The 24,732-nt window shown below is 48.2% G+C and carries 21 protein-coding genes and 1 pseudogene; 1 reads left to right on the top strand and 21 read right to left on the bottom strand.

Annotated features, from left to right (window positions below; genetic code table 11):
- Positions 1-65: 65 nt before the first annotated feature.
- The 5 genes from L466_RS01295 to L466_RS24175 all read right to left on the bottom strand — a co-directional run bounded on the left by L466_RS01295 (position 66) and on the right by L466_RS24175 (position 7,801).
- A complete protein-coding gene (locus L466_RS01295) occupies positions 66-3,197 on the bottom strand; it encodes a type I restriction endonuclease subunit R (RefSeq protein WP_032681827.1) in 3,132 nt (1,043 codons plus the stop codon).
- A complete protein-coding gene (locus tag L466_RS22770; protein WP_050594885.1) occupies positions 3,197-4,543 on the bottom strand; it encodes a restriction endonuclease subunit S in 1,347 nt (448 codons plus the stop codon). The genes L466_RS01295 and L466_RS22770 overlap by 1 nt, the downstream gene beginning before the upstream one ends.
- Entirely contained in the window at positions 4,533-6,242 is a 1,710-nt protein-coding gene (locus tag L466_RS01300) for a class I SAM-dependent DNA methyltransferase (protein ID WP_032681825.1), read from the bottom strand. The genes L466_RS22770 and L466_RS01300 overlap by 11 nt, the downstream gene beginning before the upstream one ends.
- A gap of 231 nt (positions 6,243-6,473) precedes the next feature.
- Complete coding sequence (locus L466_RS23410) at positions 6,474-7,307, bottom strand: HNH endonuclease (RefSeq protein WP_071993115.1); 834 nt, start codon at positions 7,305-7,307, stop codon at positions 6,474-6,476.
- Between the two features lie 293 nt (positions 7,308-7,600).
- Positions 7,601-7,801 carry a PDDEXK family nuclease gene (locus L466_RS24175; RefSeq protein WP_208599395.1) on the bottom strand — a complete coding sequence of 67 codons (201 nt, stop codon included), beginning with the start codon at positions 7,799-7,801 and terminating at the stop codon, positions 7,601-7,603.
- Positions 7,802-7,814: 13 nt separating this feature from the next.
- On the opposite strand from L466_RS24175, the gene L466_RS01305 reads away from it, so the two are divergent.
- Positions 7,815-8,639, top strand: coding sequence for a DUF4917 family protein (locus L466_RS01305; protein ID WP_236918380.1), 825 nt, complete (start codon positions 7,815-7,817; stop codon positions 8,637-8,639).
- A gap of 250 nt (positions 8,640-8,889) precedes the next feature.
- Here L466_RS01305 and L466_RS23405 read toward each other — a convergent pair.
- From L466_RS23405 to L466_RS01380, 16 genes and pseudogenes are all read right to left on the bottom strand, one after another.
- A pseudogene (locus tag L466_RS23405) lies at positions 8,890-9,264 on the bottom strand (VOC family protein).
- A gap of 64 nt (positions 9,265-9,328) precedes the next feature.
- Positions 9,329-9,580 (bottom strand): zinc ribbon domain-containing protein, encoded by a 252-nt coding sequence (locus L466_RS01310; protein ID WP_032681824.1) that lies wholly within the window; start codon positions 9,578-9,580, stop codon positions 9,329-9,331.
- Positions 9,581-9,705: 125 nt separating this feature from the next.
- The gene (locus L466_RS01315; protein ID WP_088202982.1) at positions 9,706-11,346 is read right to left on the bottom strand and encodes a class I SAM-dependent methyltransferase; all 1,641 of its coding nucleotides are present in this window, start codon (positions 11,344-11,346) and stop codon (positions 9,706-9,708) included.
- A 7-nt stretch (positions 11,347-11,353) separates the two neighbouring features.
- Complete coding sequence (locus L466_RS01320) at positions 11,354-11,611, bottom strand: YjhX family toxin (RefSeq protein WP_032681821.1); 258 nt, start codon at positions 11,609-11,611, stop codon at positions 11,354-11,356.
- Between the two features lie 276 nt (positions 11,612-11,887).
- Complete coding sequence (locus tag L466_RS01325) at positions 11,888-12,748, bottom strand: ketose-bisphosphate aldolase (protein ID WP_032681819.1); 861 nt, start codon at positions 12,746-12,748, stop codon at positions 11,888-11,890.
- Between the two features lie 2 nt (positions 12,749-12,750).
- Positions 12,751-14,157, bottom strand: a complete 1,407-nt coding sequence (locus L466_RS01330) for a PTS fructose transporter subunit IIC (protein ID WP_032681817.1) — start codon at positions 14,155-14,157, stop codon at positions 12,751-12,753.
- A 21-nt stretch (positions 14,158-14,178) separates the two neighbouring features.
- Positions 14,179-14,652: a PTS sugar transporter subunit IIA gene (locus L466_RS01335; RefSeq protein ID WP_032681816.1), complete on the bottom strand. Its 474-nt coding sequence runs from the start codon at positions 14,650-14,652 to the stop codon at positions 14,179-14,181.
- A gap of 1 nt (position 14,653) precedes the next feature.
- Positions 14,654-16,159, bottom strand: a complete 1,506-nt coding sequence (locus L466_RS01340; protein WP_032681814.1) for a BglG family transcription antiterminator — start codon at positions 16,157-16,159, stop codon at positions 14,654-14,656.
- Positions 16,160-16,597: 438 nt separating this feature from the next.
- Positions 16,598-17,860 carry a PTS galactitol transporter subunit IIC gene (locus L466_RS01345; RefSeq protein ID WP_001546979.1) on the bottom strand — a complete coding sequence of 421 codons (1,263 nt, stop codon included), beginning with the start codon at positions 17,858-17,860 and terminating at the stop codon, positions 16,598-16,600.
- Positions 17,861-17,948: 88 nt separating this feature from the next.
- A complete protein-coding gene (locus L466_RS01350; protein WP_032681811.1) occupies positions 17,949-18,944 on the bottom strand; it encodes a 2-hydroxyacid dehydrogenase in 996 nt (331 codons plus the stop codon).
- A gap of 16 nt (positions 18,945-18,960) precedes the next feature.
- Positions 18,961-19,722, bottom strand: coding sequence for an SDR family NAD(P)-dependent oxidoreductase (locus L466_RS01355; protein ID WP_032681809.1), 762 nt, complete (start codon positions 19,720-19,722; stop codon positions 18,961-18,963).
- Positions 19,723-19,733: 11 nt separating this feature from the next.
- Complete coding sequence (locus L466_RS01360; RefSeq protein ID WP_032681807.1) at positions 19,734-21,272, bottom strand: FGGY-family carbohydrate kinase; 1,539 nt, start codon at positions 21,270-21,272, stop codon at positions 19,734-19,736.
- A 20-nt stretch (positions 21,273-21,292) separates the two neighbouring features.
- On the bottom strand, positions 21,293-21,844 hold the full coding sequence (locus L466_RS01365) for a glycerol-3-phosphate responsive antiterminator (RefSeq protein ID WP_000479583.1): 552 nt from the start codon (positions 21,842-21,844) through the stop codon (positions 21,293-21,295).
- A gap of 14 nt (positions 21,845-21,858) precedes the next feature.
- The gene (locus L466_RS01370) at positions 21,859-22,650 is read right to left on the bottom strand and encodes a class I fructose-bisphosphate aldolase (protein WP_032681805.1); all 792 of its coding nucleotides are present in this window, start codon (positions 22,648-22,650) and stop codon (positions 21,859-21,861) included.
- Between the two features lie 388 nt (positions 22,651-23,038).
- The gene (locus tag L466_RS01375) at positions 23,039-23,431 is read right to left on the bottom strand and encodes a VOC family protein (protein WP_032681803.1); all 393 of its coding nucleotides are present in this window, start codon (positions 23,429-23,431) and stop codon (positions 23,039-23,041) included.
- Between the two features lie 24 nt (positions 23,432-23,455).
- A complete protein-coding gene (locus L466_RS01380; protein WP_032682066.1) occupies positions 23,456-24,712 on the bottom strand; it encodes a multidrug efflux MFS transporter MdtM in 1,257 nt (418 codons plus the stop codon).
- Positions 24,713-24,732 lie beyond the last annotated feature (20 nt).

The following is a 24,732-nucleotide window of genomic DNA, read 5'->3' as shown; positions in this document are numbered from 1 at the left end:
ATCAACTGAGATTTTTTTGAGACTAAAATTCACCGTAATCCTCGGCGGATAGAACTCATCAGTTGCTATACCGTCCAATGATTCGAGATAACCTCAGCCTGTTTTAAAATCAGCTCCACCGTACCCGGTGTTTTATCCGGCGGATACTTATATTTGCGTAGTGTCTGGCGCACCAGAATACGTAACCTCGCACGCACGCTTTCTCGTACCTGCCAGTCTACAGTTGTGGATTGACGCAATTTTAACGTGACTTCGATAGCCAGTTTCTTAAGGACATCATCACCCAGCTCTCGTACCGCGCTTTCGTTTTCCGCCAGTGCATCGTAGAACGCAATTTCGTCCGGGTTTAGCCCCAGCGCTTCATCACGCGCCATCGCTTCCTGGAACGCTTTCGCCATCTGGATAAGCTCTTCAATCACCTGCGCGGTTTCAATCGCCCGGTTATTGTATTTCAGCAAAACGGCTTTCAGGCGGTCAGAGTATTTTTTCTGCTGCACCACGTTATTACCAGAACGAGCATGGATGCCGTCATTTAGCAGTTTTTCCAGCAGTTCCACCGCCAGATTACGCTGTGGCATTTCCCGCACTTCTTCCAGGAACTCATCCGACAGCAGCCCAATATTGGGTTTATCTAACCCCGCCAGAGCAAACACATCCTCAACGCCGGTTGCAACAACGGCGTTATCGAGAATCTTGCTCAACAGGGAGTTTTTTTCTGACTGGCTAAATTTTGCCTTCGGATCAAGTTTGATAAGCCCCACTCTGACGGCAGAAAGAAACGCGAACTCCTCCTGTAAGGGCTCAGCTTCATCAAGGGTGTTACAGAGCGACCAGGCTTTGCTCATCGCCAGTGAAACGTCGAGGTAGCGTTTTTTACCGTCATCCAGACCCAAAATGTAGTTCACGGCATCGCGTAAAAATGCTAATGGATCGCGAGAAAAGCCTTCGTAGCTAAAGCCGGGTTTTCCTGCTGAGGGTGCGAACATCCCATGAATGACATCGATTTTTTCCAACAGAATGGCTAAGGCTTCCCGCGCATCTACCGTGGTCTGCCCTTTCCCTTTCGAGTCAGTGTACGTTTTCAGAGCCTGCTTCAGCTCGTTGGCAATGCCAATGTAATCCACCACCAGCCCGCCGGGTTTATCCCGGAACACGCGGTTAACGCGCGCAATGGCCTGCATCAGGTTATGGCCGCGCATCGGTTTATCGATATACATGGTGTGGCAACACGGCGCATCAAACCCGGTCAGCCACATATCGCGGACAATCACCAACTTCAGCGGATCGTTCAAATCTTTAAAACGGGCTTCAAGACGCTTTTTGGTCTGCTTGTTGTATATATGCGGCTGGAGATGGTCTTTATCAGATGCCGAGCCCGTCATGATGACTTTGATGGCACCTTGTTCGACATCTGTACTGTGCCAGTCCGGACGGATTGCGACGATGGCATCATAGAGCTTCACACAGATATCACGGCTCATGGCGACAATCATCGCTTTACCGTTCATGGCCGCGTTGCGCGTTTCAAAATGCTGAACCAGATCCGCAGCTACCTGTTTGATACGTGGCTCAGATCCCACCAGTTTTTCCAGACGGCTCCAGTCACCTTTGGTTTTCTCTTGCTGGTCCGTCTCTTCATCTTCCACCAGCTCATCTACCTGGTCGGAGAGCGTTTCCAGTTCCTCATGATTCAGATCGAGTTTTGCCAGACGGGATTCGTAGTAGATAGGTACTGTCGCGCCATCATCCACCGCATCCTGAATGTCGTATATCGAGACGTAATCACCGAACACGGCACGGGTATCTTTATCTTCCGAGGCAATCGGCGTGCCGGTAAAGCCCATAAACGACGCATTCGGCAGCGCATCGCGCATGTGCTTAGCGTAGCCGTATTTATAGGCGCCAGTTTGCCTGTCCAGCGTGGCGCTCAGGCCATACTGGCTACGGTGCGCTTCATCAGAAATCACCACGATATTGCTGCGTTGGTTGAGCGCCGGATGACTCTGCTCTCCGTCCAGCGGCGCAAACTTCTGCACGGTGGTAAAGATGATGCCGCCGGATTCACGAGCATTAAGCAGCTCGCGCAATTCATCGCGATCGTTGGCCTGTAATGGCGTCTGCTTGAGTAAATCCTGTGCCTGGCAGAAGGTGGCGTATAACTGTCCGTCGAGATCGTTACGATCCGTCACCATCACAATCGTCGGGTTGTTCATCTCCGCCTGTTGCAGCAGTTTCCCGGCATAGCAGCACATGGAGATACTTTTGCCGGAACCCTGGGTATGCCAGACGACCCCCGCTTTTTTACTACCGGGCTGAATATTGCTGTGCAACGGCAGGTGTTTACCGGTCGAGGCCACAATCGTTGCCGTCACCGCTTCACGCACTGCATGGAACTGGTGATAGGCGGCAATCTTCTTAATCAACCGTTTGCCGTCATTCTCAAACAGGACAAAATAGCGGATATAATCGAGCAATAATTCACGGTTAAAGAAGCCCTGCACCACAGTTTTAAGTTGCCAGTCAAACTGCGGTTTGTCGTTTTCGTTCGCCACGGTTTTCCACGGCAGAAAGCGCTCTTCATCCGCCGTGAGAGAGCCAACGCGCGCGTTCTGCCCATCGCTCACCACCAGCGCTTCGTTGCAAATAAATAGATCGCTGAGTTCGTTTTTATAGGTCTGTAACTGGTTAAACGCCGCCCAGATATCGGCATTAGCATCAATGGGGCTTTTTAGTTCGATCACCGCCACCGGCAGGCCGTTGATATAGCCAATGACATCCGGGCGACGTACCTGCTTTATTCCCTGAATGGCGACCTGGTTCACCACCATAAAGCGGTTGTTATCTGGATGGTTGAAATCCATTAACAGCGCGTTATCGTGAATCACCTTGCCTTCATGCTTATATTCAACGGGTACGCCATTGAGCAGCAGGTGATGAAAGGCTTTATTGCTGACGACCAGATCCGGGCTGTGCGCATGGGCGATACGCTGTATCACCTCTTCCAGCACGGAAACAGGGAGATGGGGGTTGATGGTTTGTAGCTGTTCCAGCATGACCGGGCGCAGAAACACATCGTGAAATGAGGCTCGTAACGGGTTATCACCATCCGGTGCGATATCCGGCCCGTGTAGCACATCCCAGCCCTGTTCAGCAAACCATTGCAGGCATTGCTGTTCTAAATCGTCTTCGCTTAGCATCAGGCTTCCTCGCTGATTATTTGTTCTGCTTCCGGCAGGGTAATTTCACCCGAGAGAAGTTTGGGGAGAAGGGTGTCTCGGAGCGACTCTAGGCACATATTTTGAGCTAAATGAACACCAATCTGTTCGTAGATACTGGTTAGTATTTTCTCTAGTCTTTGCCATAGCGCCGTTATAGGTGCCACAATAACCAACCTCATTATGTCTTTAGGATAAACATGAGGTTGGGCTGCACCTTGTTGCATATGGGTAATTTCTTTTTGTCTAGTTTTAAGTAAAGTATAAAAACAATATACAAATTGTGTTTGGGTTTTATTTATATATGAACAGTCCGAAGCCCAAATATCACAATGATATAAATTAACAAAACCAGCATTGGCTCCTGAAGCGCTTATGGTTATTACAGGGCCAGTAACATTACATTTACTATGGTAGTAAGCTGGTGCCAAACCTCCAGCAACGACAGGAATATCACCCTCCGCTATAGTTTTTTTTGTTATATTTTTTCCTTTCTTGGGTTCAAGGACTGCCCCTAGAGTTTCTGATACCCATCCCATCGGAATCTCCCCCAGCTCACTGTCCTGCATCGCTGATGGAAACAGCTCTGCCGTGGCTTTTAACTCGGCATATTGCTCAGGGTGTTCACGCTCAAAAACCACCAACGCATCAGAATCTTTCCCGGAAATCACCGTCATGGCGGCGAGCGTCGCGTCTTCCTGCGAACCACCCGCTTCCAGCACCGCGATTTTGGCTTTTATCGGTTCAAAATCGACAAACCAGCTTTTGAACAGGGCTTGTGCCATTTGTTCGAGGGTTTGGTTGATTTTTTTGTTGCTAATTATTTTAGCATCCAAAGAGGATAAAATATTGCTAATTTTTTTCTGATGTTCAAGTTTGGGAGCATGAAACTCAATTCTTTCGAACAATGACTTTTTTAAAATTGGAGTTCTTGTCGCTGTTGCACCGAGATTGAATATCTCCGTTCTTTTCTCACTAAGTGTATAGTATAAAAAATCCACATCAATCAAATCACCATTTGGAATAATTGTATTGATTTGTTGGTTTGTAACGGCTGTATTTCTGACAATTGCGGCCTTTCCCATTTGCCATCCAATGCAAGAAACAACTATCCCACATTCAAATTTCTGTTTTGCAAGTTTAGCTTCCCCCACATCAGATAAGGTTCTTTGGGTTAGTTCAATGTATTTGTTATCTCCCATATCTGTTGGGGTAACAAAGAGTACTTCACCACCAAAGTATTTATCTAAGGTTCCAGGAGGCGTTTTCCCTGTAATAACTTTCTTTGACACGTCAGCGATAGTATATTTTTTCCACTCAAAACTCATAACCCAGCCCCCCCAGATTCGCCTTAATCTGTGCTTCCAGGTTCGCGCTCTCTTCCAACTGATCTTTCAGTTGCGCCGTCAGTCGTGCCATCTTCTCGGCAAAGGGCTCATCATCTTCGTCCTGCTCGGCAGCACCGACATAGCGCCCTGGGGTCAGGACAAAGTCATTTTTCTTTATATCTTCCAGCGTTGCGGCGAAGCAGAATCCCGCTTCATCTTCATAGTCTTTATCCGTCTGCCATGCATGGAAGGTATCAGCAATTCTGGCGATATCCTCGCGGGTAAAGTCACGCAGCACGCGGTCTTTCATATAGCCAATCTGACGCGCGTCGATAAACAACACTTCGCCTTTACGGTGTGCTTTGCCATTGCCACCGGATTTATCTTTGGTCAGGAACCAGATACAGGCAGGGATTTGGGTGTTGGTAAACAGTTGCCCAGGCAGCGCCACCATACATTCCACCAGATCCGCTTCAATCAGGTTGCGGCGGATTTCGCCTTCGTTGTTGGTGTTGGAACTCATCGAACCGTTCGCCAGCAGCAGCGCCATCGAGCCTTTTGGCGCGAGGTGGTGGATCATGTGCTGCATCCACGCAAAGTTGGCGTTGCCCTGCGGCGGTGTTCCATATTTCCAGCGCACGTCTTTTTCCAGCTTCGCGTTCCACCACTCCTTCATGTTGAACGGCGGGTTTGCCATCACGAAGTCAGCGCGCAGATCCGGATGCTGATCGTCCAGCAGGGTATCGGCGTTTTTGCTGCCGAAGTTAAAGTCGATACCCCGGATCGCCATATTCATTGCCGCCAGCTTCCAGGTGGTCGGGTTCGACTCCTGGCCGTAAACAGAGATATTGCGCTTCTGCTCGGCGGCATTGTACTGCTTCTCGCCCGCGTGCTCTTCAATAAAGCGGTCGCTGGAAACAAAGAACCCGCCGGAACCCATCGCCGGGTCATACACGCGCCCGTTGTAAGGTTGCAGCATTTCAACAATCAGGGTGACGATACTTTTTGGCGTGTAATACTGGCCGCCCTGCTTACCTTCCGCCAGTGCGAACTGACCGAGGAAATATTCGTATACATGGCCAAGAATATCTTTGCTCTTTAAACTCAGCTTCTCACCGTTATATTCCGGGTTGCTGAAGTTGGCATCAGAGAAGGTGTTAATCAGCCCGGTCAGTACCTCATTGCCCAACTGGTACTGGCTAATGCGGTTCAGGATGCCTTTCAGTTTCGGGTTAGTTTTTTCGATTTCATCCAGCGCGTTGTCCACCAGCCAGGAGACGGAGCGCAGCTTCACATCCTGCCCGGTGGTTTCATCCACCCACAGCACTGTACCGGTCGGCAAAATCGCTTTCGTTTTCAGCGTATCCCAGCGTGCGGCTTTCGGCACCCAGAAGATGTTCTTCTCGGTGTAGTAATCCTCGACTTCCAGTTCATCAACAATCGCCTGCGCGTAATCTTCGTCGGAGTCGTAATCATCGCGCGACATGGCGTAGATGTTGTCCGGGTTGCCGACATCGCGGAACAATGTGATCAGTTCTTGCTGGCGAGCCTCAAAAGCATCGGAGACATACTTCAGAAAGATAAGCCCTAACACTACATGCTTGTAGTTGGCGGCATCCATGTTGGCGCGCAGCTTGTCAGCCGCCTTCCAGAATTTGTTATCCAGCTCGTTTAGGAATAGCTGTTCAGCGTTGTTCATGAAAATCCTCGGGGTAGTTCGTAGCGAAAAGCAGCCATGCTTTATCGCAAATTCAGTTTTGGAATGCAGTTCGCAAAATGATACCCGGAACGAAGGCGATTACAAACGACACGGCTTCAAGAAGTTTGCTTTTGCAGGGTAAAAAAGAGGAAACTAGATCACCGTCTCGCTTGCTTATTCTTAAAGAAATGGGACGTTGCCCGTCTGCAAGCCACTTAGAAAAGAACCCCCTCACTTCTGCAATCTATCTGTATTAATGTAAAGCATCTCGACTAGTTCTTTCGCATTTTGACTGTAGTGCAAGGCCCTATGGCAATTGGGACAAAGTGCAACGCAGTTGCTTGTGGTATCAGCACCTCCTGAAGATAGAGGTATCACGTGATGTACTTCCAGGTATGGGCTACCATCGTTTAAATAAAACGGTGCCTTTGCACCACAGTTTTCACAAACACCCTTACTTTGCTGCAAGATCCAAGCTTTCACCGCAGGATCTCTAACATAGACCTTTTGAAGTCGCTCTACCGCGCCTGGTACTTTATATCCTTTGGGCTTACTCAGAGGTTTTTTTATTAATTTGCTAACTCTTGTATTCAGAACGTTCTCATCATCTGTAGGTTGCAAGAGATCTGATGATTCTCCATGTATTATTGGTTTCCAAAATTCGCCACTGTTGACTTTAGGAACACTTATCATTATTCGTTTGGTCCTGTTACCAGAAGGAACTTCTTTTCTACCTGTGCTACTGAAATGAGCTTGATAACTACACATTTCTTGGCGAATATCTCGAGGGCTATTACCTACTAGAGAAAAGTATTCACCTGGATGGATTTTTCTTTCAGCTATGGACGGCATATGCTTTCTAGCTGTCGATGAGGCAAGATATACAACGACATTATCTACATCGGAATTGATCAGTCGCTCAATGATACAATCGAGGGCAATATTGTAGTCTTTGTTTCTGTGTGCTGGTCCCCAAGACTCAAGGATTAGGCCATAAACCCCATCTTCTTCATCTACTGTGCACTCTGCGTTCAGTTCAGTACCGTTTTTATCAAAAACAAGCATTATAATGATCTTATGTGAGGGTTTTCTATAAAACTACTATCTATCTATATAAATACGCAACGTTTTATTAAAATTTGTCCGGTCCATCATTCTTTTAAGAACGTTTTCATTTTTTCCAAAAGGATATCTGTTTCTTTAAGTTCGCACTCCCAAACCACCAACTTCTGCCAACCCATTTCATGTAGTTTTGATAAATGCAAAGTATCTCTGACTTTGTTTTTCCCCAACCTAACAAACCAGTATTCCTGGTTTGACTTTGGCATACGATTTCGCTGACATCCCTCATGACCATGTCAAAAACAGCCATGCACGAAGATAACTTTACGCTTTCCCCAAAACACTAAATCTGGCTTGCCCGGCAATCGCGGATCGCATAAACGATAACGAAATCCAGCATGATAGACGAGACGTCTAACGATTCTTTCTGAATTGCTATCTCTCCCCTTAACCTTGGACATAACATAGCTTCGTTTAGCAGGAGAAACCGTATCCATCGTAAACCTCGCTATGTTATGTCGTCGCTTAAATGCGCTTTCGCATCGAAAGCGTCTTCGGCTAAAAACACCAGCCAGTAACAATACCCGTACCCATGAGGCGTACGTCCGGATACGTGAATGCCTTATTCAGGCTGTACGAGATGTGCATCCTGAGCATGATGAAGTTGATGAACAACTGCCATATATTTACGAGTTTCTGAAAAGATTCAATAAGGTTATTTCGCTTAACTATGATCTGATCGTTTACTGGACAATGACATATGGTTTAGATATCAACGATCATCATCGATTTAAGGACTGCTTTCTTGCCAGAGGTCGTTTTGAGCAGGATTGGCAACGGTTAAGAGGAATGCTTGGAAATGAACAATCTAACACGCTTGTTTTTTACCCACATGGCAGCCTCATATTGTGTCGAAATCGTATCGAACAGGAGAGTAAAATTCATATTCAGAATGCGGGCTTACTTGAATCGATTCTGAAACGTTGGCAAAGCGAGGAGGTCGTTCCGCTGTTTGTGAGCGAAGGAACGCATGAACAAAAAGTAAACTCTATTCAGAGCAGTTTCTATCTTTCAACGGTTTACCGGGAAGTTCTCGTCGAACAGTGTGAAAATCTTGTGATTCTAGGCTGGGGCATAGGCGAACATGATGTACATCTGCTAAAACGAATGGCTGGAGCGGGCATAAAGCGAGTCGCGGTATCCGTTTTCAGAAAAGACCAGGCGTATTGCAATAGAGCCAATCAATTAATCAAAGATAATCTTGGGCAAAATATTCTGATAGAGTTTTTTGACAGTGAAAGTCCGAGCTGCTGGAATAAGCCACCCGAAATTTGATGCAGGGACCCTAACCCTAACTAGTAACGACGTAGCGACATGGCTAAAGTGGCGCGTTACTAGACTGTGTTCCTTATATAGATTTAAGTAGATTAAAATTATTATTTTTCAACTGGATATTTCAAACATTCGTTATGAGCATCTCGACATGGAATAGGAGCTGATTTTGTAAGTATCCCACCTAACCGGACAAGCCACTCTTGTCCTACAGGGGCTGCTAACGCATATACTTCAATAAGAGACTTACTCGTCAGGTTATTCTCAACAACAACTCTCTGACGTGGATTGCATAAGCACTATGGAATCCTTGCCCGTAATGCGGCCTGTGATCCGGCGCATCTTCATCCGCGCCTCCCAGACTAAGGGCAAGCGCATGCAACTGTCTGATATCTGATATGTCCAATAGAACGGGCGTTCAGCGCCGCCATCGTGCCATTACCAACCCCGGCGGGTTGTCTGTCAAAGGGCCTGCCGACGCACAATCCGATGGTATGATTTTCGCTGAACGTCCCCAAGATGCGCCTTCTTCATTCCGGCCTACCTTTGGATGTGCAAGCAATTCCATCAACGGATCGTAGAACGTGATGGCGCGTGGCAGATCGCCGGGCATAATGTAAGAAAACATCGTCTCTCCTTTATGGAATCAGGGGAGTGAAGATAGTCTGCCTAAATTATTAAGGCTTTGTTCTTCACTCGTCTGCTTTATGAGCCCAGGCGGGCATTGCCGTCAGATAACGTTTTGAACGCTTCTGTGCTTCTTCCGGGCCGACTTTTTGCCAGGAATCAAGGAAGTTGGCTAAGCCTGATACCGCTTCTTCCCAGGGTTTAAGATTGCCGTTGCTGTCACAGCAGTACGCGCAATATTGATCGCTGGCACTGTGTGCATCGGGTGCAGACATCGGCATTCCGCAAGCCTGACAGAACTTTTCATGTTGTGACATATGATGCTCCTTATGGTGACATCCTGGTTAATAAACATACACAATCTGTATTGTTCAGGTGATGCATCAGATCAAAGCAAAGGCGAAGCCCCGGTATCTCCAGTCAGAAATACCGGGGCTTGTTGTTACCTGGCGATAAGCGCGAACACGCCCCAGCCAAAGTATTCCCGCGCGTACGTTACGTGGCGTTTCGGCGAGATGTTTAGCTCGGCCCTGACTTCGGCGGCGAAGTCGTCGTCAGGATTAGCCTCCAGCCAGCGGCGCATGGTCAGCCATTTCGCGGCCTCATACCGGTCCCAGCCTTCCTGATCTGCCAGTACCATTTCCACCACGTCATAGCCGAGATCGTCGAACGCGCCGATAAGCCCCGGCAGCGTCAGGAAATCAGCCAGTGAGCTGACGCCACAGGCCTGCGCTATCTCGTCCGTTGCCGGAAGCTGACGCCAGTAGGGCTCACCGATGAGCATGATCCCGCCCGGTTTCAGGCTCTGCGCCAGCAGTTCGACCGTCCCGGCAAACCCACCGGAAATCCATGTCGCGCCGACGCAGGCTGCCACGTCACATTTTTCATTGGCGACGTAACCGGCCGCATCATTATGAATAAAATGTACGCGTTCACTGACGCCGAGTTCTTCCGCGCGGCGTCTGGCCTGCGCGGTGAAGAGCGAACTCATGTCGATGCCAGTCCCCGTAATGCCATGATCCCGGGCCCAGGTGCAGAGCATCTCGCCCGAGCCGCTGCCGAGGTCCAGAATGCGGGTCTCCGGTTTTATGCGCAGCACGCGGCCCAGCGTGGCGTACTTCTCTTCGGTGAACGGGTTGTGGATGCGGTGTTCGCTTTCACTGATGGTAAAAATACGTGGGATATCCAATGTGGAATTCCTTTTATTGCGTTGAGTATTAAGAGGAAGTTCCTCTGAGGTTTTTGCTTTTTCGGCCAGCAGAGCAAACAGCTTTCCTTCAAATGTCTCGCTGACTGGCCAGTCGTGGCTTTCAGGAGGAGGAAGCAGGGTAAAACCGACATTACCGAGCAGGCTGATGTACTCGTCATCGCGCCAGGCCGTCATCTGGCTGCCGAAACGGGTGGTGTGACCGTTTGCTTCTATGGTCCAGAACTGCGTTGAGCTGGTCTGGGCTTCTTCATCCCAGCCATGTTCCGTCAGCAGCAGGTGAGGGACGCCCAGAAACAGCCCGTCCGGACAGCGTTGCCAGCTCGGTTCAGCCATTCCCTGACGTTTAACTTCCTCGAAAGTATGGACTTCAGTGAGCAGCCTGCCACCCGGCTCCAGCCACAGCGCGCAGCGGCTGACGAGTGAGCGCGCATCTGCCGTGCTGAACACATTCAGTTCCCCGAACGTCATCATGATGAAATCGAACGATTTATCTGGCCAATATGCGCGGATATCCTGCTGAACATAGTCGATGTTCAATCCGGCATTCTGCGCCTGCTGACGGGCCCAGCTCACGGATGCCGGTGAGAAATCCACGCCGGTGCAGTGAAATCCGCGCTCCGCTAAGCGGTGGGTATAAAAACCGGGGCCGCAGCCGAGATCGAGGATATGTGCGCCAGGGGATAACTGGCTGGCGATCCACTCGACCTGCCGCTCAATGACCTCCTGCCTGCGGCTGGCCCAGTCGTGGTCCTGCGACAAATGGTTCGCCAGCATGCGCTGGCTGAAGGCCGGTTCGTCCCAGGGGATTTTGCTCTCCTCCGCTGACAGCCGGATGTGCCGGGAAGCGGAAATAAGGGTGCTGATATCCATCATGCTCTCCTTAGCGGTTATCAAGCTGTGCGCGAACGTTATTCAGCCCGGTGGTGTTGATGCGGTAGGGCTGGCTGTTGACGGACTTGATCAGTTTTTTGGTTTTGAGTTTTTTGAAGGTGGCGAGGGTGCAGTCGATGAGCAACAGGCCTTCGCGGGTGTAGCATTCAACGGCGGTGACGCGGCCAGACGCATCGCGAACGTGCGCAATACGGCCACCTTTGGCGAGAACGTGTAAGGTACGTTGTTCCTGACGGGATAAATTCATACTGGAAAACCTGTTTAATCATCATGTGCAAAACGTGCAAACACACCGCGGTGTCCGCATTCGATTTCGGCGCATTGATAATCAGTCCGGCCTGAAAAGGTCGGGAAGCTGATTATCGGATGATTACATTCTCCAGCATCAAAGCCTCGGGTTGAGTTGAAAGGTATTTACGGGGTGAATGATAACACCTAATTTTAGTAAGTGAATACCCAAGGATGAAAAGTGTGATCCCGATGGGAGCCTGTCAGGGCTCCCTTATTGAATCGCCTTGCCTTCTTAGCCGTAAAGCGCCGCCTTGCCGATGGAGGAGAATAAATCCATCTTCTGGATCACAATCTCTTTCGCTGCATCCATTGGCTTAAGGTATAGAGCGTTAGGTTCATGACTTCCTGATTTCAGTTCTTCTTCCAGTGCAATATAGAATGCTTTTTTCATATCGCTGGAAATGTTGATTTTGCTGACACCGTGCTGGACAGATTCTGCCACCTCAGCATCTTTGTTACCTGAACCACCGTGCAGAACCAGAGGAATGCTCAGTCGCTGCTTAATGGCTTTCAGTCTCTCGATATCCAGTTTCGGCTGTTTTCCTGCCGGGTATAATCCGTGTGAGGTTCCAATCGCAACCGCTAGCGTGTCGACTCCTGTCTCTCTCACAAACTGTTCAGCCTGCTGTGGATCGGTATAAAGGATTTCAGCGTGTCCGCCTTCGCTGCTGCCATCAGCCACACCTATCGTGCCGAGTTCCGCTTCAACAGATACGCCCGCAGCATGGGCCACTTCGGTAATATGGCGGGTGATCGCAATGTTTTCCTCAAATGGAAGGGCTGAGGCGTCGATCATGACAGATGTATAGCCGGTGCGAATGGCCCGCATAACCTGTTCCAGTGTCTGCCCGTGGTCCAGATGGATGACGACGGGCACCGTTGCCTTAATCGCCAGTTCGCGAAGATAGTAAATAAAATCATCCCCGGTAAATTCATGCTCATCAGGATGCACTTCAAGAATGACGGGTGAACGAAGTTTTTCTGCAACCTCAATGACGAGCCTGGCAAACTCGGCAGAGGCAATATTGAATGCGCCAACGCCAAATTTATTTTGCTGAGCTATGGATAAAACGTCTTTCATATTCATAAGCATGGTTACATCTCCTGTACAGTTTCAGGGCTGTCTTTCTTAATAAAACGAAGAATAAGGGCCGTCAGTAATGCGCCTGCAGCAATAGCAGCGATATAGCTGACAACATGGGTGATCACATTCGGAATAAACATGACAAATACGCCACCGTGCGGGGCTCTTGATGCACATCCCAGCGCCATAGAGAGGGCCCCTGCAAGCCCGGACCCTGCAACAATGGCAGGGATGACACGTAGCGGATCAGCTACTGCGTAAGGGATTGCACCTTCCGTGATAAAAGACAGGCCAAGAACATAGGTGACTTTGCCGGTGTCTCTTTCCTGACGGGTAAACTTACGACCAAACAGCGTGGTGGCGAGCGCAATGCCTAACGGCGGTACCATGCCAGCAGCCATGCAGGCGGCAATCGGTTCATAGATACCTGTCGACATTAGGCCAATAGCAAACATACAGACGGTTTTATTCAGCGGTCCTCCCATGTCGAAGGCCACCATCATGCCTATCATAAGTCCCATGATGGCTGCGTTGGTATTCCCGAGGTTCTGAAGAAATAAGGTTAGCGAGTCGAGAAGAAACTTAATGGGCTCGCCAATGACTAACACCATCAACGCACCGGTAATAAAAACGCTCAGTAACGGGACGATCAGTATCGGCTTCAGGCCTGCCACGGACTTAGGGAGATTGATATATTTCACAATCAGCAGCGTGATATATCCCGCCAGGAATCCGGCCAGTAGTGCTCCGAGAAATCCCGAACCCGTTTGTATCGCCATCATGCCGCCAACGGCCCCGGAAACCATGCCCATATTGCCGCTAATTGATTTACTGATGCCAAGTGAAAGAATGGGCAGCATCAGGGCAAAAGCGGCACCCCCACCGATATCAGAAAGCATTTTTGCAACAGGGCTGAAATTTGGATCGCCAGGTGTTGCAGCGGTAATGCCAAATGAGAAACTCAGGGCAATCAGAATGCCACCGGCAACCACGAACGGAATCATCAAGTTAACGCCGGTAATAAGATGAATATAAATCTGGGAAACGAGAGATTTATCCGTATCTTTTTGTGACTGCTTTTCCGAAATATCTGACGCAAGATACCGTTCAGGCTGTAATTTTCCAGAAACAATATCATCCAGTAACCCAGATGCATCTTTCGCTGCACGCGTTACCGAGACGTGGATAATGTTTTTATTATTAAAGCGCGAGAGATCAATAACCTTATCAGCGGCGATTAAAACTACGTCCGCCTGCCTGATATCATCATCTGTAAAAATATACTCACTTTCAACAGCGCCATGCGTTTCAACAAGTAAGGGAATGCTTTTTTTACAGGCGTTCTTTTTGAGGTTTGCTTCAGCAAGGTATGTGTGTGCAACGCCAGTTGGACAGGCGGTAATTGCAATGATTTTCATTTTATTCTCCTTGTAAGGATGCTACTCCCCGGTATTGCTGAGAATTAACCGGTACAGTTCCTCTTGTGAGCTGGCATTAAGTAATTTGTCGACGACGTCATCATCTCCTAATGCAATTGATATACGGGCCAGCACTTTTATGTGTCCCGCTCCGCTGTCGACGTCTTTCACGGCAAACAGAATCACCAGTTTGACATCGGAACTATCCATGGTTTCCCAGTCAACAGTCTCCTTTAGCCTGGCAACAGCAATTCTTGTTTCTTTAACCCACTGAGATTTTCCATGTGGAATAGCAATCTGATTTTCGAAACCCGTTGACCCCAGTGCTTCTCTTGCAAGCACGTCAGCGATAAAACCTTGTTTATTATCGATTACACCTTCTTCGCATAGCGACTGCGTCAGTTGCTCAATGACATCCATTTTACTGTTCGCCTGCATATCAGTTATCACGCAGGCTTTGCTTAATAGATCACTTAAAACAATTTTATCTAACATGCTATTTCTCCTGAGAGTTGCGTTCGGTGAATAATGTTTCCGTCACGCGAATAATATCTTTTGCTGAAAAAAGAGCGGATACATATGCCACAGGGATCATCATTTCTTCTATCCTCACCGTTGAAATGATTAAGTCACATTTCTTTTCAGATAATGTTTTTTTAAGCCTGCTTCCAGGCACAATGTCGACAATCTCCCAGTCCGGGAATGCTTTGGTGATCCGGCTATACAGAAGCTGCGATGTGCCGACTCCACTTGAACAGACAAGGATAATTTTTTTGTTCTCTTTAACCTTTTCTATTGCTGCCTGAATATAAACGCTTAAATAAGCAACTTCATCCTCTGAAGGGGGGTCGTGTTTATCATAGTTATTTATTTTTATAGTGGCGCTTCTGACAGCAGCGAAAACATCTGAGAGTTCTTTTTTTATTTCATCAAGAAGAGGGTTGTGAATAATTATCCGGTAAGTTAGTCGATTTAGCATCGGCTTAATATGCATGACCAGAGAGTTCAACAGTGTTTTGTCTGATATTAAATCACATTTAAGCGACTGAGAGATGTCACTTGTCAGATTTATGGCATAACTTACCGCCTCTTTATCCTGAAAATCGTTATCTGGAAGGTTGGTTAAGGTCGTATCTTTTCCAGATGAAATCAGATACTGATAGATGTAGTTAATTTCAATCTCTGGAAAGGAAAATGTATACTTTCCCTCTAGCCATGATATTGCTTTAACTGCAACTTTCCATTCTTTATTATCATGAACTGGAACCTTCTCGTTATCGGTATGAGGATGACACTTCTCCATTCGTCTGATGGTGACCAGTAAATGTGAAAAAAGATTGGTGTAGTAAGGTTCACTGATTGCACATGCTAATTCATCTTCTATGAAGGTGATGAGGTTGATACAGTTCGCGACGTTTTCTTTACCAAACTCTTTTATGAGTTGTACACGAGAAAATCTGTCGATTCGACTATCGGTCATCTGATAATTACATAATACGCTATGTGTTATGATCTCCTTGAGAGCCATGCGAATATCATAGTCATTACCTTCAACATACGTTCCCGTATGATTCTTTATCATCACAAGTGAAAAACTGCCCAGCCATTTATCAATTTTATTTAAATCCTCTACGATTGAGGAGCGGCTGATGAAATACTTGTCTGACAAAAAAGTAATGGATAATGGCGTGGGTGAGTGCGTCAGCAAATCAGTGATGATGCCAATGAGTCTTTTGCTTTTTAATATGTTAGCAACATGTTCGTCTGGAGATGTAACTGGCAAAGACACTATTTCACTTGCATCCAGCCTCATGCCCAGGCCAGGTCTGCAGAGTATGTGATTGCCTTTATCAGCGAAAAAGTCGTTGATAGCATCAACATCTCTTCTGAGCGTGCTCACTGAGATATGAAGGATTTTCGCGGCCTGAGCCGTGCTTAGCCAACCATCTTCCTGAGCTAATTGATTTACCAGCGATATTTGTCTTTTGCTCAGCACTTTCATTATCCACTCCTTCGAAGAAATGTTGGCGCTTCAATGATGTTAGTTATAACGACTCTCATGATGCGAGGAAATACCATGAAATGAACGCATGTATACCATCACAATGAACAGCTCGTTATTCGGGAGAGGCGTGATTATACGTGGGCGTTTGTAAGTTAATGTCCCTAAGAGAAAAGAACAGGGTAGTTAACTGGTTTAATGGATGGGGATATTAATAGCGTGAGCTTGATGTTAATTCTATTTTCAAAAAAAACACAATTTGGAGACGAAGTTAAATGAGTCATATACAGAAAATTTCATAGCAAGATTTGTCTTTTGAAGTCATCTTTTTCTAAGGAATGCTCTGGTTGATATGTCATTCAGTTGAAGATTTTTCTGAAATGTTTAAAAAGAAACAGAGGGCAGGGGATTGCCCTCTGTTTGTGTTGTGACTCTTAATTAAGGCGCAGTACTGAAAAACTCCCCAAACTTCACTGCCAGCCAGCCAACCGGTGTGGTCGCCCCCCCGACAATATTGGTAATTTCAGACATTCCCTCCGGCACCGGAATGTTGGAGTTAACCGCCGCCTGAGTGTATTCCTTAGAAATGTCCGTTCCGACGTACAAAATGCAGCTGACGATCAGCGTGCCGCTAATGAACATGCGGAACATATTGCGTTTACAGAATGGCGTGACCATCGCCAGCAGGAACATCAATGAAGCGAGGTCGACAAATGGCAGAACGCGGTTACCGGGCAGAATGATAGACAGCACTACGGCCATCGGGATCAACAGCAGTCCGGTGGCCAGGACTGAAGGTTCGCCAATCAATAACGCGGTATCCATGCCGATATAAAAGTCACGGTCAGGGAATTTGGCCTTCAATTTTGCTTCTGCGGCATCACGGACGATAAGCAATCCCTGCACCAGTATTTCAATCATTTTTGGCAACAGCAGCATCGCCGCGGAGACCTTGATTGCCAGCGAAACGGCAGCCGAAACGTCATACCCGGCAAGGAATGCCAGCAGCAATCCCAGTACGAAACCCAGCGTTAACGGCTCACCAAATACACCGAACTTTTTATTAATGCTTTCCGGATCAAAATTAATTTTATTGATAAGCGGAATCTTATCAATAATGTAATTACAGGCTATGCCAAAGGGGACGTAGGCTATACAGGTAAGGTGAGGGAAAGAAATCCCTTTTAGATTATAATTTTTTTGTAAATACGGGGCGGTTAAATCTGCTGCCAGTAACGTTAAGACAAAAATACCAAATGTTATGCCAACAGAAAGCCAGTAGTTACCGGTTCCGGCATACACGACCGAGCCCATGATCAGGAATATCCAGTAGTTGAAGATATCGATATTCACCGTTTTGGTTAATTTGAGCAGTAGCATGGCCAGATTGATGACAATAAAACCGACCACGACAGGCAGCATCAGCGGAGAGCCCCAGCCAATCGTTGAAGCGGTCGGCCACCCGGTGTCGACGACATTCAGTTGCAGGCCGATGCGCTCGACCATTGCCTGTGATGCAGGGCCAATGTTCGTCAGCAGCAGGCCAATTACCAGGCCGACGCCTTCGAACCCAATACCGACCAGCATCCCCGCTTTAAATGCCGTACCGATTTTTACCCCAAAGCAAAGTGCGATAATAAAGAATATTACTGGCATCATGACTGATGCCCCCAGACTAATAATGCTGTTGATAATATCCATAATGATTCCTTAACAAGGCGGCCGAATTGGGCGCGAGCGAAGCCGAGCCCAATGGGCTGTATAAAAACCTTAAAGGTCTTTTTTATATTTAACTGAGTTTCTTCAGCAAGATCTCAGCAAATAGTTTGGGTGAATTACTGAAGGCGTCGAGCGTACTGCCCGCAATATGCGGGGTGATGGTGACGTTATTCAGTAAATAAAACGCGCTGTCGTCAGGTAACGGCTCATCGTCGAAAGTATCCAGCGCCGCCCCCATGATTTTTCCGGTCTGTAGAGCGTCAATCAGATCGCGTTCATTGATTAGCCCGGAGCGCGCGGTATTAACAATAATGGCGCTGCTTTTCATTAACCCGAAATGGTGTGCGTTGATCAGGTTTTCGGTTTCCGGCGTCATACGGGCATGGAGTGAGACAACGTCAGCCCGTGTTACCAGCTCGTCAAGGGTATCGACTTTCTCATAGCGTTCGTGGCCGGAGACGTACTTATCATAAAAGATAATTTCCGTGCCGAAGGCGCTAAGAAAACCCGCGACGAGTTGAGCAATATGACCCAGGCCAACCAGACCGACAACCTTACCGCCAAGCTCTGGAATAGCCTGATGATTCGGGCTGTCTTTACGCCAGAACTTATCGCGTAACGCATCATGAGAACGGGCAATATTGCGCATTTCGGCCAGCATCATCCCGACCGTAAATTCCGCCACGCTGCGGGCATTGCGCCCCGGCGTGTTCATTACCTCAATTCCCCGGGCCAGTGCGACCTGCTGGTTGACGTTTTCAACGCCCCCTCGCAATACCCCGATGTATTTGAGCTTTGGCAGTTTATCCAGCACTGCCGTATTGACCGGAGCAAACTGGGTTATCAGGATTTCAACGTCGTCAGCACCCTCGAGTAAGGCTGCGGGTAACGTAACCGCTTCTGCGCCTTCCTGCTCGACCCGCAGATTATCCTCCTGCAATTTTTCGATCGAATCATGCGACCATTCACGAACTTCAACGTCGATACCTTTATCCCTGAGCGCATTAAGACCTGCTTCCATCATCGCTTTGTTGATAAAAAGATCGGCAATTGCCAGACATTTCATAGTGATTCTCCATAGATTAACGCATCAACATACCGCCGGTGACATCCACAGTTGCTCCCGTCATATAGCTGGTTTTAGGAGAAACCATGAAGACCCCGATGTCGGCAATTTCATTTGGCTGAGCTACCCGACCTACTGGAATCCGGCTGACGTAATAGGCTGGGTCCTGTTCAATATTTTTACGGATCATCGCGGTGTCCATAATCCCGACAGCGATGTTGTTCACGTTGATATTTTGTTTTGCTACCTCTCTTGCCAGCGAGATAGAGAAAGCTACCAGGCCCGCTTTACTGGCCGCGTAATGGGCATGGCCGGTTGTGGATCCATGGAATGCAGCCTGTGAGGTAATATTCAAAATGCTGCCTGCCTGATCTTGTTGCAGGCAGTGATTCACAAACAATTGGCTTAAATGGAATACCGCTTTCAGGTTCACATTCATTACCAAGTCCCAGTCTTGTGGGGTTATCTCGGCAACGTAACCACTGAGCCAGATACCGGCGTTATTGACCAGAATGTCGGCCTTTCCCATCTGCTCAATGCAGGCCGCAAAGAGATGCTCCCGGCTTTTCTCATCGGCAAGATCGGTTTTCACCGCAATAATTTTGACGTCAGTGGTGGATTTCACCTGTTCAATCAGTAATTCCGGGCACTCTTCATCACGCAGGTACGTGAAACAGATATTGACGCCTTCTTTAGCCAGGGAAAGGACAAATTCCCGGCCAAGCCCCGTGGCTCCACCGGTGACGATGGCTGTGCGGTGTTTCAGATTTAGATCCATTCATTCCTCACTTAATGCGTGATGTAGTTACTGCAGCTTTTCCATGGGGACTGCATTTCAGATAACAGGTTTTTGTAGAGCTGATATTTGTCCTGGTACACTTGCTGATGGGCCGGATTCGGCGTCACGGTACGCGCGACGCGCACCATTTCATTGGACGCGGCGAAGACATCATCAAACCAGCCAATCATGACAGCGGCTGTCATTGCGGTTCCGAGTGTGCCGTGCTCTTTAACATCGACAATCTCAAGCGTGCACTGGAAGATATCGGCAAAGACCTGTAGCCAGACCGGCGAGTTGGTGACCCCCCCAGCAATTCGTATGGTGCGACTCAAATCCGGATTGATGTTTCGTAAACGTTCGGTGTGATAGAGATGGCTGAACGCCACACCTTCGTAAATCGCGCGCAGGAAATGCGCTTTTTTATGGAAACTGTTCACCCCAATAAAGCCTGCTGAGGCATCGGGAATGGTGTTAGAGCCAAATACGAAAGGAAAGAACAGCAGATGGCTTTCTTCTGGCGTCGTGGATAAGACCAGCGAGTTACACAACTCATAGACGGAAGATCCCTGAGCAGCAGCGGTTTCCCGGTCGTTCTCCATGAAATTATTGATAAACCATTCAAGATTGCTGGCAGAGGTCGGGCTGGCTTCGGTTATCAGCCATTTACCGTCGATCGGGTAAATCGACGTCATAAACAGATCTTTGTCGATAACCGGATGGTCAGTCACATATTCATTGATGCTCCAGGTTCCGGTGATGATAGCCAGCTTATTGAGGGTATTAATCCCGGAGGCGACAGACGAGGCGGAAATGTCGAACACGCCGCCAGAGACGGGGGTGCCTGCGCATAAGCCTGTCTGACGGGCGACTTCATCGGTTATCCGACCGCAGCAGTCCGTGGACAGTTTGACGGGGGGCAATTTCGCGCGCAGGTCAGCAAGCCCCCACCATGCCAGTAGTTCATCGTCATACTTGCGGTCACGTACGTTAATCAGGTTGGTCCCGGAGAGGTCAGTAAGCTCAAGATAAGCCTCTCCGGTCAGGTAGAAGCGGATCAGGTCTTTTACCATAAAAATGGTATGTGCTTTCTGCAGCACCTCCGGCTCGTTATCCTTCAGCCAAGCCAGCAGAGCAATGGGTTGTCCGGCCCAGATTGACTGCATGGTTTTAGGCAGGATGTCGGTCAAAAACTCGGGTGAGTTTTGCCACTTTTCTACGTACTCTTTTGCCCGACTGTCGGTTGAGATAATGCCGTTGCGGACCGGGTTGCCAGCTTCATCTACCAGATACAAACCGTTCCCATGTCCGGTGACGGCGATTCCTTTGATTTTACTGGCGTCGATCCCTGATTGCTCAATCGCTTTTTTGATGACCTCGATGTTAGCCGCCCACAGCTCGGTAATATCGCGTTCGGTATGAAATTCCCTGGGTGTCAGCATCTGGGTGGATTTTGACGCGATAGAAACCACGCTGCCGTTGCGATCGTAGATAGCCGCCTTAGTGACTGTCCCGCCATTATCGATACCCATTACATATTCATCTTTCATTACCGTGGACTCCTTATTGGTTACCATAAACCCGGCTCGCTGGTGGTTATTCCTTTAAACCCGGCATGGAATATTTTATCTACAAGGTATTTCCGCTTTACAAAGCCTCCGGCGATGAATATCACGTCAAAGCCATTTAAATTTCGGCTAATCAATTCCAGGCACTGGCAGGCATATTCAGCAGGTAAGATTTCTATTGCATCCGGCGGGTTATGTTTAACGATGTCGATAGACTGATCCAGCGATCGAGAATCGATAAGTAACACCCGAAAAATAGTCAATAACCCCTCTTTTTTTGCATAGCGCAGGGCGGAGAGATTGGAAGAAATAACACCATCAACTTTATAATAACTTTTCAGTAAATTGATCCCAGCCTGATCGGGTTTAAACCCGCCGAGTAACTCCAGATGGACCAGAACCTTCTTACCACTTTGATGACATTTGCCTATCAGTGATTGCAGATTGCCGATATTGGCCTCTGACAACAGAACATATTCCGATGCACAGGATAATGCCTTGTCAAAATGCTTATACTTTCTAACTGAAGGAATGATGGTGTTATTTAAAAACATATTAGTATCCGATGTTATTTAGCCATATAGAGGCTGTATGCTTCTTCCGCAGAGGCATTTTCGTGGACGATAGCATTCAGGCCTGCGACCACTCTGTCTGGTCGCGGGTCCTGAGTGATATTTCGACCCACTGCCACCCCTTTAGCCCCAACCTGCATACAGTGCAGAACAAACTTGAAGTAACCATCAATGCCGGTTTTTGGGCCCCCAAGTGCAAGGACGGGAACGCCTGCCGCTTCGACGATCAAGCGGTCTTCCGCTGTACCTGTAAAACGTGTTTTGATGACATCGGCCCCCAGTTCCACTGCGGCGCGAGCCGAGGCGGCGATAATTGCCGGGTTGTTCGAGTCGTCGCTGGTCACGGGGTAGCCATAGGGAAGTGATTCGACAATTAGCGGCACGTTCCAGCGGTCTGCGGCCTGTGCCAGTTGCATTGCCATGATGTGCGTTTTTTCTTCGTTGAAGGCACCCGGGAAGGTCATGCAGACGACACCTTCAGCGCCGACTTTTAATGCATCTTCAACGGTAAACATCGGGGTAGTATCGGGAACGGTATTATCAAAAATACTGACTGTACTATCGACGCGTAATACAACAGGAACCGAATTTAATGGCTCACGAAAATTTTTCAGCATGCCGTACGTGACCAACGCACAATCCAGCCCTTGCTCAACCAATGCCGGCAGTTGGTTTATCGTATTATCAATACCATTTGTTTTCGTGGAAAAATAGTAACCATCCAGCGCTAATGTCACTGATTTACCATCTTTTGCAAAAATCTTTGAGAGACGGCGTTCTTTAGACATTTATTTACTCCTTAACAAGATAAAAAAACAAAAAAAGCCCTCAGAGACTCACGTCTCTGAGGGCTTTCTATTCACATACCCTTGCGATAATGGTTCAGAAATCTAAATCATTATCAGTTAATTTGTTTTGCAATTTGAGAGGGGTTTAAACTTTGTTTATATTTAAATCCGTTCTCTTGCGTGCTTAAATAACTAACATGCTCAGGATTAGCTTGTCTAGTTTGAGTGCCAAAATTGAGAAGCTGATCACGTCAATTTTTTATTTTTGTAAAAATCAACGGGGCAACGATTTTAAACAACCAGTTGAAATCGAACAATTAATGATTCTTTCGAAAGATCGCTAGTGGTTGAGACATTTTAGCCCTGCAGGTCTTCGATACCACATCCGTTACTCCACCAAATCGTAGAACACAAACGCCAGTTTATTACCATCCGGATCGCGTACATAGGCACTATAGAACCCGTCACCGTACTGGGGGCGATATCCCGGCCCCCCTTCATTCGTACCGCCAAGCGACAGAGCGAGAGTGTGCGCCTGCTGTACCTGTTCTACGGACACAGCATTCAATGCCACCATGGTCCCATTACCCACGGACGCCGGTTGTTTATCAAATGGTCGGCCCACGCAAAGGCCAGTCGTGGTATTCGCACTAAATGTGCCCCAGGACGCGCCTTCTTCATTCCGGCCTGCCTTTGGATACCCAAGCAATTCCATCAACGGATCGTAGAATTGGATGGCGCGTGGCAGATCGCTAGTACCCAGCATCACGTAAGAAAACATAACCCCTCCTTACTTACATTTGTATTATTGTTCCTGACAGCCTGCCGGTGATACTGACTGGCTCTGATGCTGCCCACGTAGTTTAAGCAGGCGGGCAACTGATATGATGACGGCTATACCGGCCAGCAGCGCCGCGCCGTGGATAGCAATCCTGCCGCCGGCATGGAAGTAAACCCAGCGGGTTATTTCAATGCTAAGGGCAATTATGCCGAGCGCCAGAATATTTAGCGTGGCAGAAACGGTGCCCTTTGGCAGGTTATGAGAAAAGAGCGTGAAGCGAAACAGCACCGGATAGAGCAGTCCAATACCCAGGGCATAAAAGCTCGTTCCCAGTACTGACCATAGCCAGACGTGTGGCCATAGCAGATTGCCGACCAGCAAAGTCAGCAAGCCAGCAAGCTGTATCGGGACAGTCCCCCAGATAAAACGCGGTGAAGTCGGGTCTTTGATAAAATTCGCTACGATCGCACTGGCGATAATGATCCCACTAAACACGGGCACCTGTGTCCAGGCATAGGTTCCGGGAGACATACCCCCGTGCTCAATCAGGATCACGGGTGAGAGCGCCACCCAGGTGATGATGGGCAGGTTGCCAAAAGCAACTGCCAGTGAGCCGGTCAGCACCAAGGGATGGCGAAATGCCGCAATGAAATCTGACAGTACTTCACCCGGTTTGAATTCTCTTCCCTGAGATATAACTGTTTCCGGCATTTTGAGCAGTAGTAAAAACCATGCTACCAGACCAAACACACCGATGATGGCAAAGAGCAGTTTCCAGTGAATGAACGCCATCAGCGCAGCGCCGGCCACAGGCCCGATAACTGGGGCGAGCAGAACAATAGAGGTCAGCGTAGCCATGATTCTGATGGAATCCATTTCACCAAACGCCTCCTGAATTGAGACGTAACCAACGGTTGAGATAAAACAGATGCTGGTGCCCTGAATGAAGCGGGCGACGAAGTATTGTTCGATCGAGGTGACAAACAGCATGCTTAGACTGGCAAGGGCAAAGATCATTGCACCAGTGAGCAGGACAGGGCGGCGGCCAATCCGGTCGGAGAGTGGCCCCAGGAGCCACTGTAGCGCCAGTCCGCCTGCCATATACAAACTGACTGATGCTGGAGCCAGCGTCACATCCGCCTGTAGCTCATTTATAATGCTAATGACGCCCGGCTGAATAAGGTCCGTTGTCAGGTAGGCTGAAAAATCGTAGATGATCATCGCCAGTGGAAATAATAGAACGCTGCCATACCTGCTAAGGCGTCCCGAAAATGGCTTCATAAACGGGTTCTCCGTTTTCT

Source organism: Enterobacter sp. BIDMC 30, assembly GCF_000534355.1.
Taxonomy (GTDB): Bacteria; Pseudomonadota; Gammaproteobacteria; order Enterobacterales; family Enterobacteriaceae; genus Enterobacter; species Enterobacter ludwigii.
The sequence above is the reverse complement of the archived record's forward strand: the minus strand, read 5'-3'. Positions and strand labels throughout refer to the sequence as shown.

What these genes read in the sequence shown, in the direction of transcription:
- L466_RS01295 (WP_032681827.1), bottom strand. Translation starts at nt 3,197, where the DNA reads ATGCTAAGCGAAGACGATTTAGAACAGCAATGCCTGCAATGGTTTGCT.
- L466_RS22770 (WP_050594885.1), bottom strand. Translation starts at nt 4,543, where the DNA reads ATGAGTTTTGAGTGGAAAAAATATACTATCGCTGACGTGTCAAAGAAA.
- L466_RS01300 (WP_032681825.1), bottom strand. Translation starts at nt 6,242, where the DNA reads ATGAACAACGCTGAACAGCTATTCCTAAACGAGCTGGATAACAAATTC.
- L466_RS23410 (WP_071993115.1), bottom strand. Translation starts at nt 7,307, where the DNA reads ATGCTTGTTTTTGATAAAAACGGTACTGAACTGAACGCAGAGTGCACA.
- L466_RS24175 (WP_208599395.1), bottom strand. Translation starts at nt 7,801, where the DNA reads ATGGATACGGTTTCTCCTGCTAAACGAAGCTATGTTATGTCCAAGGTT.
- L466_RS01305 (WP_236918380.1), top strand. Translation starts at nt 7,815, where the DNA reads ATGTTATGTCGTCGCTTAAATGCGCTTTCGCATCGAAAGCGTCTTCGG.
- L466_RS01310 (WP_032681824.1), bottom strand. Translation starts at nt 9,580, where the DNA reads ATGTCACAACATGAAAAGTTCTGTCAGGCTTGCGGAATGCCGATGTCT.
- L466_RS01315 (WP_088202982.1), bottom strand. Translation starts at nt 11,346, where the DNA reads ATGATGGATATCAGCACCCTTATTTCCGCTTCCCGGCACATCCGGCTG.
- L466_RS01320 (WP_032681821.1), bottom strand. Translation starts at nt 11,611, where the DNA reads ATGAATTTATCCCGTCAGGAACAACGTACCTTACACGTTCTCGCCAAA.
- L466_RS01325 (WP_032681819.1), bottom strand. Translation starts at nt 12,748, where the DNA reads ATGCTTATGAATATGAAAGACGTTTTATCCATAGCTCAGCAAAATAAA.
- L466_RS01330 (WP_032681817.1), bottom strand. Translation starts at nt 14,157, where the DNA reads ATGAAAATCATTGCAATTACCGCCTGTCCAACTGGCGTTGCACACACA.
- L466_RS01335 (WP_032681816.1), bottom strand. Translation starts at nt 14,652, where the DNA reads ATGTTAGATAAAATTGTTTTAAGTGATCTATTAAGCAAAGCCTGCGTG.
- L466_RS01340 (WP_032681814.1), bottom strand. Translation starts at nt 16,159, where the DNA reads ATGAAAGTGCTGAGCAAAAGACAAATATCGCTGGTAAATCAATTAGCT.
- L466_RS01345 (WP_001546979.1), bottom strand. Translation starts at nt 17,860, where the DNA reads ATGGATATTATCAACAGCATTATTAGTCTGGGGGCATCAGTCATGATG.
- L466_RS01350 (WP_032681811.1), bottom strand. Translation starts at nt 18,944, where the DNA reads ATGAAATGTCTGGCAATTGCCGATCTTTTTATCAACAAAGCGATGATG.
- L466_RS01355 (WP_032681809.1), bottom strand. Translation starts at nt 19,722, where the DNA reads ATGGATCTAAATCTGAAACACCGCACAGCCATCGTCACCGGTGGAGCC.
- L466_RS01360 (WP_032681807.1), bottom strand. Translation starts at nt 21,272, where the DNA reads ATGAAAGATGAATATGTAATGGGTATCGATAATGGCGGGACAGTCACT.
- L466_RS01365 (WP_000479583.1), bottom strand. Translation starts at nt 21,844, where the DNA reads ATGTTTTTAAATAACACCATCATTCCTTCAGTTAGAAAGTATAAGCAT.
- L466_RS01370 (WP_032681805.1), bottom strand. Translation starts at nt 22,650, where the DNA reads ATGTCTAAAGAACGCCGTCTCTCAAAGATTTTTGCAAAAGATGGTAAA.
- L466_RS01375 (WP_032681803.1), bottom strand. Translation starts at nt 23,431, where the DNA reads ATGTTTTCTTACGTGATGCTGGGTACTAGCGATCTGCCACGCGCCATC.
- L466_RS01380 (WP_032682066.1), bottom strand. Translation starts at nt 24,712, where the DNA reads ATGAAGCCATTTTCGGGACGCCTTAGCAGGTATGGCAGCGTTCTATTA.